Raw genomic sequence first — 9,972 nt, forward strand, 5'->3', positions numbered from 1 at the left:
GCCCGCGCCCCCGGCGCCCGCAGCCTGGAGGGCCGCGCGCGGGCCGGATGGCGCGCCTCGACCCGGGCGCTGGAGCGGGCCCCGCGCGCCGCGCGCGGGGGCGGCGCCGCGGTGGTGCTGACGCTGCTGCTCGCGCTCGTGGAAGCGGTGGAGGCCGCCGCCTCCTGGCACCGGGCGCAGGCCTTCCGCGCGCAGGCGAAAGCCGCCTCCCAGGCGGCCGTGCTGCTGCGGGAGGCGGCCGGCCTGACCGGCGCCCCGCCACCGACGACGAAGCCGCGTACCGGTCGGGTGGCGCGCACGTCGGGCCGTGGCCTGCCGCCCACCACACCCGTTACCGGTGTACCGGCCCGCCCGGATCCCGGCCGGCCGGGCCCGTCCCGTACGCGCTGACCCCGACCGAGGGAGCCCCCGCCGATGACGTACCCGCCCCAGCCCGAACCGTTCGCCCAAGCCCTCGGGGAAGCCGCGCACACCCCCGCGATGGCCTACCGGCTGATGATGACCATCACCGACGCCGTACGACGCGCCACCCAAAAACGCCTCACGGGCAAGGAGGAGGAACTCAGCGAGGACGCGGAGAAGATGGCCCCGGGCTGGTCGGCCGACCAGCTGCGCGGCGTCCTCGGCGACGACATCCTGGCCGAGCTGATGGCCGGGGCGGACTGGCCGGTGATGGCCCGACAGCTCGTCGGGCTCCAACAGGCCGGTGTCGACCTGGGGGTGTTCCTGCCGCAGTTGGGCCGGATGACGGCCGGGGTTCATCAGGCCGTCGCCGCGAACATCGCGCGTACGGAGGCGGAGGGCACTGACCGGTGGGCTGACCTCCTGCATACGACGATGCCGGAGGGCATGGTGCGCGACGCGATCCTCTCCTCCCCGGCCTGGCCGGACATCGCGGCCGCGATGGGCAGCCTCGATGCCAAGGGAATCGACGTCGCCCGGATCCTCACCGACGCCCACGCGGCCGGGGTCGGCGTGGACCAGGCCGTTGCCGCCGTCACCGCGGCCGCCGCCCAGGCACCCGCGCCCACTGCGGCCGCGACTGCCGCTCCGGCGTCCGCTGCTGCCTCCGGGGTCGGCCGATGCCCGGGTCCCCGCTCCCGCCCCCGCTCCGGGCACCGGACCCGCCGCCGCACCCGCTGCGTCTGCCGCGCCGCCGGTGCGGGAAGCCGTCGATTCCGTGGGCGCCGCCCGCGAGCGTGGACGCCAAGCGCTCCTGGGGACCGTTGACCGAGGGGTTGAGCGTCCCCCGCGACCTCGACCTCGGCGACAGGGCGAAGGCGTTGGAACAGCTCGGCGTCAACCGGCTCGCGCACGCCACGATCGTCGCGACAGTCAAGGACGTGCTGCCGGAGCAGGAAGTGGGCCTGTTGGTCGGCTCCCGCCAGTGGCCGTTGTTGGCTGCCCGCATGGAGCAGGTCCGCGAACGCGGGGGCACCGGCCTCCTCGGCGCGCACCTGACCCTCCTGACCACCGACACTTCCTGGAAGGAGGCTTCGGGCTCCGCTCTGGTGGGCCGTCTGGTGGATGCGACCCTTCATTCCCTGACGGTGCCGCCGTCGGCGCCCGCCGCCTCCCGGGTGTGGGTCTCCCCGGGCGCCGCCCGCTCCCGCTCCACTAGCACCCCCACGGGGGCCGCGCCCGGACAGGCGGCCCAGGCTGAAGCCGCGGTGCCCGCCCACCGGCAAGCCGCTGCGCCCACGAAGGGGGCGGCGGGACGCGGACGGTGACGGGGTGTGCGGTCTCGGGGAGAGACGACCTGGTCAGTGGGTGGCCGCATGAGTTGAAGGGGGGGCGGGGTGGTGATGACAGTCGTTTGGCTGGTGAAGGCGGGTGTCGCAGTGCTTTCGGGGGTCGCTGACAGCGGCTCAGGAGGCCGTCTGTGCCTCGGGTGCTGGATGAGCGCGGCCGGGTCGGTCCGGCCGCGGGCCCGCTTCGTCTCGGGAGCCTTTGGGGCCTGATGTGGCGAAAGCCGATGGTCGCTGGATGCGCTCATCGGCTTCGTGCCGGTCATGCGCCAACATGTCCGGCTGTGTCCCTGGTGTTGCTGTGGTTGGAGCCAGTAGCGGTCAGGGCGCCTATGCGTGTGCGTCCCCCAAGCAGCTGTAAGGACGAGCACGCTCGATAAGGAGCGTAAAGCTGTGGCGTACTCCATAACAGCTGAGAGGGGTGGGACAGAAGTTGGGCTAATTAATTTTTGCAGGCCCCTTGATGGCGTTTCCCCAGTTCAAGGCTTGATCGACGCGATTTCACGTATTCACAAAGTTTGTGCTTCTTCGGGGCCAATCCTGTGCTCTTGGCGCAAGTGCCGTGCGGCCTGGGATCGTTGATGACGCAGATGTTCTGCCCGCTGTTCGGGTGACGCCAATCACCCAGTGGTCAGGCGCTGTTGGAGCCAGTAGCTGCGGGTCGGCGGCCCTTTGTGGTCGCCGTCCGGTCCATTCCAGGGAGCCCACATGCACTCGATCGACGGGGCGTCCGCCTCGACCCCTGGCGTGCGCTTCACCATGGCGCACGCCTTCGTCATCACCGCGTACCTTGCGGCGGCGGTCCTCCTCACCCTCATCGCGCACACGCCGGTGCAGGACATTCTTTTCCTGTTGGGAGGCGCCGGCGCGGTCAGCGTGGCCGTCCTGGTCGCCTCGAACGTCAAGGACGGCAAGGGCGGCGGGACCGGTCTGCTGCGGCGGCTGCTGAACGCCGCGGTGGGTCCCGGCAACGGGAGTGTGAACTAGTGGCCCGGCCGGGGCGGCCCGAAGCCCCCGTCAACTGCACGATCCCCGAGCTGGGCGAGCTGGCTCAGTTCCTACGTGACCGGCGTAGGGGTGTCCCGTATTCGAAGCTGGCCGCACGCAGCGCCTGGGGGGCTTCGACGCTCAAGCGTGCGGCCTCCGGCAAAACGCTTCCGATGTGGGATCACGTCCAGGGCTACCTGCAGGCCTGTGAGGTCACCCGGGGCTCCGATCACGAGCACGCGGCGCTGCTCTTCAAACGCGCCTGGGAGGCCTGCCAGCGCTGTGCTCGGGGGACCGTCGAGCCGCGGCCGGATCTTGTCTCGGACCGGGCCGACTTGAGCAGGGCCTTGCGAGACGCGTATGCCGCTGCCGGATATCCGCCGTTGCGGTCCCTGTCTGAACTTGGGGGGCGCTGGCACTTGTCGCGCAGCACCGCCCACCGCATCGTTACCGCGCGGGCGCTGCCGGCGGACCTTGCGCAGTACCTTGCCTTCCTCCAGGCGTGCACCGTGCCGGACGGCACTTGGCCGGCCTGGTTCGCCGCTTGGCACAAGGTCTGGGGTACAGATCCTTCCTCCGAAGCTCAGCACATCTTCCTCCAGGGACTCGAGATTGGGACTTACCTCACCTGGGCCGCTAAGCAGCGCGAAAGGCCTGTGATCGCGCCGACGCAGAGGCGTTCCGCTGTCGCGGCCTGACCGAGGAGACTGCGTGCGGGGTCGCCCTCCCAGGGCGGCCCCGCACACGCTTGGGTGCCGGCGAGGCGGAAGAGTCTGAGCCCGGAGGGTGCGCGGCCTCGTCGGGAGGGCTGCCGTGTCTGGTGCCCAGGCCGGGCGTGCTCCTTGTGATCACTTGTGGATCTTGCCTTTCTCGTGGACGGGGGTGTGTGCAGCGTCGGCGTTGACGTCTTCGGGCGGCCGCGTGGCCCAATCGCAGTGGAGAAATGGAGATCAGTCGGATGACTGAACGTGGGATGGCCAGTGCCGAGAGCGACCGCTGCGGGTTCTTGAAGGCGACGGCGGCAGCAGTCGCGGCGGCCGGTACCGGAGTGCTGTTCTCAGGCAGCGCCTATGCGGTTCAGTCGCATTCGCGGGCCGGGAAGGCCATGTCGGTCCCTTTGCCGCCGGCGGGAACGGAGATCCCGTGCAGCATGTACGCCGCCAACGTGCCGCTGCGAACAGTCTGCCGGCCGCCGTCTCGTTCAACCGTGCCCGCGCATCGCCAGGCGCCTGTTCCGCGCGGACAACGGGCGGAGCGGGCGCCCCGACCCCGCTGGCCCGTGCCCGTACGGCTTCCCGGACCACTCTCAGGGGGACGACAGGTTCGTGCGGGATGTCAGCGTTTACCGACTCCCCGATGGTGAATCCGTCACCTGCTTTCACCGATCGGCGTCACCTCGGTGTCACTGAACCTGATGATGGGCGACGTGTGAGTTGCAGTGGTTGGCGACAGGGCTTTCATGGTGGGTTTTGCCTGGTGGGCGGGTTGTGGGGTGTCGTTTTTCTACTGAAGGCTGGTGTCGTTTCCCGCTGAAGGTCTGCTGTCGCGTGTGTGGGCTTGCTGTGCGGGGGCTGACTGCTCGGCCTGCTGGGCCGTCACTCGTTGGTGGGATGCGGTCCGGCGTGTCGGAGTGAGGTGCGCGGCCGTGGACAGCGTTTCTGGGGCGGGGATACGCGTCTGCGGGAGGGGCTGATGACTGAACACGGTCCCGGTGGCTTCACCGATTGGGTGGTGCCGGCTGTCGCGGGGCGGGAGGCGGCGGTCACGCGGCTGATGGCCCTCGATGGTCGGGGCGAACTCGGTTCTGCACATGTGCGGTTGACTGCTTCGGCTTTGGACGTGTCCGAGCGGACGGTGTGGAGCTGGCTGTCGGTGGCCCGGCGCGAGGGCAGGCTGTCGGCCCGGACGCCCGCGCGGGCAGGTGTGAGCGCGGATTTCCGTGCGCGTCTGGCGGTGTGGGGCGGGAATGTGGCCGCGGTCCACCGTGAGCTGGTCGCCGAGGCGACGAAGGCTGGTGTCGCGGACTCGGTGCCTTCTCTTCGTGCTCTGCGGCGCGCTGTGCGGCAGGACTTGTCGGCGGGGGAGCGGGCGGGGTTGAAGGGGGGTGAGGCTGCCCGGCGCCGGTATGACGTGTACGGCAAGCGCCCGAGGACCCATCGCAATGCCTGCTGGGAGGGTGATCACAAGCGGATCCCGGTACGCGTGGATCTCGAAGGCTCCGCGGTGTGTCCGTGGGTGACGTGGTTCATCGATGTGGCGACGAAGGTGATTGTGGGGGTGGCCCTCACTCCGCATGAGCCGGCCCGGGACGCGGTGCTGGCCGCCCTGCGTACGGGGATCAGCCGGACCGAGCCGTACGGGCCGTTCGGTGGCCTGCCCGGGGTGGTGCGGGTGGACCGGGGCAAGGAGTTCTTGTGCCGGACGGTGGAGCGCGCTCTGGGTGCTTTCGCGGTCCCGGTCCACGATCTGCCGGCTTATAAGCCGTACCGCAAGGGCACCGTCGAGGCGCTGAACGACGCGGTGGAGGAGATGTTCCTGGTCTCTCTGCCTGGCTATACCCGCAGGGCCCGGCCGGTCGGTGCTCACCGTCCGGACCGGGTGGAGGACCTCTTGTCGTATCCGGAGTTCGTCGAGGCCCTGCTGAGGTGGGTGCGGGGGTGGAACACCGGGCACCAGCCTGAGGGTCTCGCGAAGGGGATGACGCCGTTGGCGGCGTGGGAGGCGGATCCGGCGCCGGTCGAGGACGTCGCGGAGGAGCGGCTGGCGTTTTTCGCGCTGGAGGACGACGGCCGGGTCCGGAAGATCACCACGAACGGGATTAGCTGGCGGCGGCGTGCCTATATCGCGCCGTGGATGGTCGGGCATGTCGGCATGCGGGTCCGGCTGCGGTATCTGCCGCACTACGACGGGCGGATCGAGGTGTTCTCCACCGAGGAGTGGGGCCGGCATCTGGGCAGTGCCTATCTGGCCCAGGCGGCGACGGTGGAGCAGCGCCGTGCGCTGAGTTCGGTCAGGGAGAAGAAGGCCCGCGCGCTGAAAGCGGATCTGAAAGCGGCGGAGAAGCTGCGCAAGGCCCGCTACACCGCTACGACGACGGCTGCTGTGCCCCGTCCGCGGCGCACGGTCACTTCCTCGCAGGCCGAGGCGGAGATCTCCCGGGCCAGGGCCGTGGATCTGGCGGCCCGTGCGCTGCCGGACTTGATCCCTCCCCGTGAGCCCCCGGCCTCCTGGGCTCGCCCGGTTGTCCGCCCTCGCCGGCCGGCCGGCCCGCAGGCGGACGCCGGGCAGGCAGCCGACGGCGGGCCGCCTGGAGCGGCCGATGCGAAGAACGACAGCGGGGAGTGTTGAGCGATGGTGACTGCTGAGCGACAGGGCCGGCTGCCCCGGGAGCGGGAGGACCATTTCATGCGGTTGCCGGGCGCCCAGGTGGTCTCCACGCGTGCCCTGCTCATGGTCCGGGAGAACATCCGTGCTGCGATCGAGGCCAGGGCGATGATCTGTATCTACGGGCAGGCGGGCCGGGGGAAGTCGTTGGCGGTGAACACCTCGCTGCGTGAGCTCGCGCCGAAGCTGACGCGCCGGATCCAGTTCCGGGCGCGCCCCTCGACCCGCGACCTGCGCCACGAGCTGTTCCACGCCCTGGGCCTGCAGGGCCGCCCGCCGGGGCAGCCGATCGAGTTCGACCGGATGCTGCGGGGCGCCCTGGAGGAGCCGCACGTCCTGGTCTGTGATGAGGCGCAGTGGCTGTCGAAGATGTGCTTCGAGTATCTGCGCTATTTGTGGGATGACATCGGATCGGACCTGACGATCGTGTTCACGGGCGGCGACGGCTGTTTCGAGATGCTGCAGAGCGAGCCGATGCTGGAGTCCCGCGTGTACGCGTGGCAGGAGATCGAGCCCATGCCGCTGGAGGAGGTCCTCACCGTCGTCCCGGCGTTCCACCCCGTCTGGGCAGACGCGGACCCGGACCTGATCGCCATGTGCGATGACGAGGCCGCACACGGCAATTTCCGGGCTTGGGCGAAGATCACCCATCACCTGACCGCCGGGATGAAGGAGTCCGGACGGATCCTGGACGAGGATCTGTTGCGGTGGTCCTACAGCAAACTGCGCCAGCGCCCGGTGGTGGCCTGAGGTGCTGGACTGCCCGAACCCTCCGCCGGTCACGGTGGTTCTGGACCCGTACGACGACGTGGTCCACACCCGGGCGGCCCTGGCATCCCACGCCCCGCAGCACGGACGCCTCACTGTTCATCCGACCCCGGGGACCGACGCGGCGATCGCGCTCGCCTACGACATCCTCGCGGCCCTGGGCAAGCCCGTCCCCCTGGCCGGCTACTGCTACCTCGACCCGGTCCCGGCCTGGTCGATCGCCGCCGCCTGGATCCTGGCCACCCCCATCACCCACCTCACCCTGCTGCGCGCGCACCTGCTTACCCCGCACCGCTTCAGAGACCTCCTCGCCCTGCGCCGGCGCACCGGGGTCCGTCTGGTTCTCGTCTGTCACCACCGGGCCATGCGGGCATTTTTGGAGCGCGAGCTGCGGCAGGTGGACCACAGCGTCGCCGAGGCTTCCGCCCTGCTGCCCGAGGCCGAGCCGACCATCCCGCAACGCCAGGCACCGCAAGTGGCACGGCCGTTGGGGAACCGCTGGATCAGCCTGCCCGCCCTGACCACCCTCAAGGCCCTCGACGACTCAACCGGCTCGTGCCGGTGCGCCGCACCGCTGGCGGCGGACCGGGACTTCTTCCCGCCGGTGATGCCGCCGGTCACCGAGGTGGAGGTGGCTTGGCGCCTTCACCGTGCGACGGCGCACCCGTACCTGGCGGCTCAGCTCGCGACGGCCGCGTTCACCGCGGCCTCGACCACCCAGCTCGCCACCGCACATGTCCGAGACCTCGGCGAGGACGGCACGACCATCACCCTGCACGACCACGGACTGCGCCGGGGCTGCATAACCCACCCGGTTCCCGACTGGGCACGCTCCTTGCTGAGGGCGGCCGCTTTCCTCTGGCGGATCGGGTCCAACACCAGTGGGCCGCTGTTCAGCGATCCGCTGGGAGGCGAGGGGCTGCCGTCCTTGACGGCTTTCGCCGAGGGCTGCAGGCTGCGCCCGCCTCAGCCGCCGCGGCCCAAGATGCGTCGGAGCCGACGGGGGACGCCGCCGCGCTCGAAGGAGCCTGCGGCGACCGTCTGGCCTGTGTGTACCGCCCATTACGGGCTGGCGTGGGTCAGGGATGAACCTGATCTGATGCAGGGCTGTCCGTACCCGCCTCCCCATACGCGAAAGACCATCGAGAGGCGGAAGAGGGGCTGGTTGCCACCGGACTACGGTCTGCGAGAGCTTCGCCACCTGCGCTGAGTTCCTGCCCATCCGCGACCTGTTGTCGTAGTACGTAGGGTGGAGGGGTGACGGATACCGAGGCCACGGGCTATGACTGTCTTTCGTCTCGTCCGGTGTCGGAGGGCGAGTGGCGGGCGTTCCTGCTGGACTGTTTCGAGGTCGCCGAGTGGCAGTTGTTCGTGGGTCATGAGGACCGCGTCGCCGAGGGGTTGCGGGACGTCCCGCAGGACGTGGTGTTCTCGGTGTTCTGTACGTACCGGGAGGTCTTCGGTCACTTCGTGATGGGTTTTAGCGTCAGCATCGAGGGTTGGTTGGTCGACCGGGTTGGTCGCCTGCAGTTCGCGGAACGGTTCGCTGCCCACTTCGATGCGTACGTGCTGTACGGCGACACCGAGCGACGACCGGATTTGTGGACTTTGATTTTGGCGGATGGCCAACGCCTTCGTGTGGCGATGGATGAGGAAGATGACCGGCGCGTGCTCTATGCGGCCACAGCGCCAGTTCCGGGTCTACCTGGCATCCGCGTAGACGAAGGCCTGTGGCAGCTCAAGTAGGCGCAGAGGTTCTGCCGCGGAGTGTCGTTCGTGCTGGTGAAGCGTTCGAGACGGTTTGGCTTGGTGACAGGTCACTGCGGTTTTGACGGTGACAAGTGATGAGGTTCTTGCTGGACAGGGTGATGCAGATCCTCACGTGAGTTGTGACGACCGGTGTCGGCGGTCAGTGGATCTGGTACGGGATGATCTTTCCAGAGTCTAGCTCTGATTCAGATTGAATCAGATAGGCTGCGCCCCTGACCGGTGTAGTCGGCATGGGGCCGGAGAACGGCTCTGACCGTGGACGGTGTTAGCTTCCTCCCCGTGACGGACCACCAGGAGCAGACGAGGACGGCCTATGACGGGGTCGTCGAGCTGTATGCGTCGATGTTCGCTAATCGGTTGGAGACGCATCCGTTCTCGCGGAACATGATCGGCACCTTCGCCGAGCTGGTGCGTGAGACGGGGAACCTGCGGGTGGCCGATGTCGGGTGCGGTCCTGGACATCTGACGGGCATGCTGCACGATCTGGGCCTGGACGTCTTCGGGCTCGATCTTTCCCCGGGCATGGTCGACCATGCCCGGCGGGCACATCCGGCGTTGCGGTTCGACGAGGCGCGGATGGAGGCCCTGCCGGTCGAGGACGGCGTCCTCGGCGGCGTGCTGTGCCACTATTCGGTGATCCACACTCCGCCCGGGGAACTTCCCGCGCTCCTCGCCGAGCAAGTACGCGTCCTGGCGCCCGGAGGCCTGCTCCTGGTCTCCTTCTTCGCGACGGAAGAGCCGGAGCCGGTCCGCTTCGACCACAAGGTGACCCCCGCCTACAGCTGGCCGGCGGACCGCTTCGCCGACTTGCTGACCGAAGCCGGGCTCGCCCCCTTCGCCCGGCTGCTCCACGATCCGGCCTCCGAACGGGGATTCCTCGATGCCCACTTGCTGGCCCGCCTGGGCTAGAGGAGCACAGGGCCCGGTGGCAGGCCTCCTCACTGCTGCCAGCTCGGTCCGCGGAGCGGGCCGTGGTCTGGAGGCGGAGCCGGAAGACCCAGGGTGGGGGAGCGAAGCGGACCCGCCCAACGGGCCGGAGGCCCGGACCCCGTGAAACGGGGTCACCTCCCGCGCTCCGCGCGGGAGCCCTGGGGCCTGCGCAGCAGGCCCGCTCTGGTGGAGCGCAGCGGAACCAGAGCCAGTCCGCAGCGAAGCGCAGGACTCCGGCCCGAAGGGCCGACCATGGCTCGGAGCGAAGCGCAGAGCCGGGGCCCGAAGGGCTGCCGAGACCATCGAATTCCGCCGCGGAGCCCTGCCGCCCTGTCCCAGCCCGCTGCACAACCTTCACCGCTACCGGCCCATCGCCGAGTCCTGG

At 69.6% G+C, this 9,972-nt stretch carries 10 protein-coding genes; all 10 read left to right on the forward strand.

Annotated elements, in window-relative coordinates:
- On the forward strand, positions 1-390 hold a 390-nt coding region (locus tag ACWDYJ_RS34930; RefSeq protein ID WP_451569627.1), incomplete at its 5' end, for a hypothetical protein.
- 24 nt (positions 391-414) lie between these two features.
- Complete coding sequence (locus tag ACWDYJ_RS34935; RefSeq protein ID WP_451569628.1) at positions 415-1,230, forward strand: hypothetical protein; 816 nt, start codon at positions 415-417, stop codon at positions 1,228-1,230.
- A complete protein-coding gene (locus ACWDYJ_RS34940; protein ID WP_451569629.1) occupies positions 1,227-1,730 on the forward strand; it encodes a hypothetical protein in 504 nt (167 codons plus the stop codon). Before ACWDYJ_RS34935 ends, ACWDYJ_RS34940 begins: the two co-directional genes overlap by 4 nt.
- A 726-nt stretch (positions 1,731-2,456) precedes the next feature.
- Positions 2,457-2,735, forward strand: a complete 279-nt coding sequence (locus ACWDYJ_RS34945; RefSeq protein WP_451569630.1) for a hypothetical protein — start codon at positions 2,457-2,459, stop codon at positions 2,733-2,735.
- 173 nt (positions 2,736-2,908) lie between these two features.
- Positions 2,909-3,433 carry a hypothetical protein gene (locus ACWDYJ_RS34950; RefSeq protein ID WP_451569631.1) on the forward strand — a complete coding sequence of 175 codons (525 nt, stop codon included), beginning with the start codon at positions 2,909-2,911 and terminating at the stop codon, positions 3,431-3,433.
- A 994-nt stretch (positions 3,434-4,427) separates the two neighbouring features.
- Positions 4,428-6,083: a transposase gene (locus ACWDYJ_RS34955; RefSeq protein ID WP_451569632.1), complete on the forward strand. Its 1,656-nt coding sequence runs from the start codon at positions 4,428-4,430 to the stop codon at positions 6,081-6,083.
- Positions 6,084-6,086: 3 nt separating this feature from the next.
- On the forward strand, positions 6,087-6,869 hold the full coding sequence (locus tag ACWDYJ_RS34960) for an AAA family ATPase (protein WP_451569633.1): 783 nt from the start codon (positions 6,087-6,089) through the stop codon (positions 6,867-6,869).
- Between the two features lies 1 nt (position 6,870).
- A complete protein-coding gene (locus tag ACWDYJ_RS34965; RefSeq protein ID WP_451569634.1) occupies positions 6,871-8,097 on the forward strand; it encodes a hypothetical protein in 1,227 nt (408 codons plus the stop codon).
- A gap of 47 nt (positions 8,098-8,144) precedes the next feature.
- Positions 8,145-8,633 carry a hypothetical protein gene (locus tag ACWDYJ_RS34970; RefSeq protein WP_451569635.1) on the forward strand — a complete coding sequence of 163 codons (489 nt, stop codon included), beginning with the start codon at positions 8,145-8,147 and terminating at the stop codon, positions 8,631-8,633.
- 303 nt (positions 8,634-8,936) lie between these two features.
- Positions 8,937-9,566: a class I SAM-dependent methyltransferase gene (locus tag ACWDYJ_RS34975; protein WP_451569636.1), complete on the forward strand. Its 630-nt coding sequence runs from the start codon at positions 8,937-8,939 to the stop codon at positions 9,564-9,566.
- The last annotated feature ends 406 nt before the right edge of the window (positions 9,567-9,972 follow it).

This window comes from Streptomyces sp. NPDC003042 (genome assembly GCF_053591315.1).

What these genes read in the sequence shown, in the direction of transcription:
- ACWDYJ_RS34935 (WP_451569628.1), top strand. Translation starts at nt 415, where the DNA reads ATGACGTACCCGCCCCAGCCCGAACCGTTCGCCCAAGCCCTCGGGGAA.
- ACWDYJ_RS34945 (WP_451569630.1), top strand. Translation starts at nt 2,457, where the DNA reads ATGCACTCGATCGACGGGGCGTCCGCCTCGACCCCTGGCGTGCGCTTC.
- ACWDYJ_RS34950 (WP_451569631.1), top strand. Translation starts at nt 2,909, where the DNA reads ATGTGGGATCACGTCCAGGGCTACCTGCAGGCCTGTGAGGTCACCCGG.
- ACWDYJ_RS34955 (WP_451569632.1), top strand. Translation starts at nt 4,428, where the DNA reads ATGACTGAACACGGTCCCGGTGGCTTCACCGATTGGGTGGTGCCGGCT.
- ACWDYJ_RS34960 (WP_451569633.1), top strand. Translation starts at nt 6,087, where the DNA reads ATGGTGACTGCTGAGCGACAGGGCCGGCTGCCCCGGGAGCGGGAGGAC.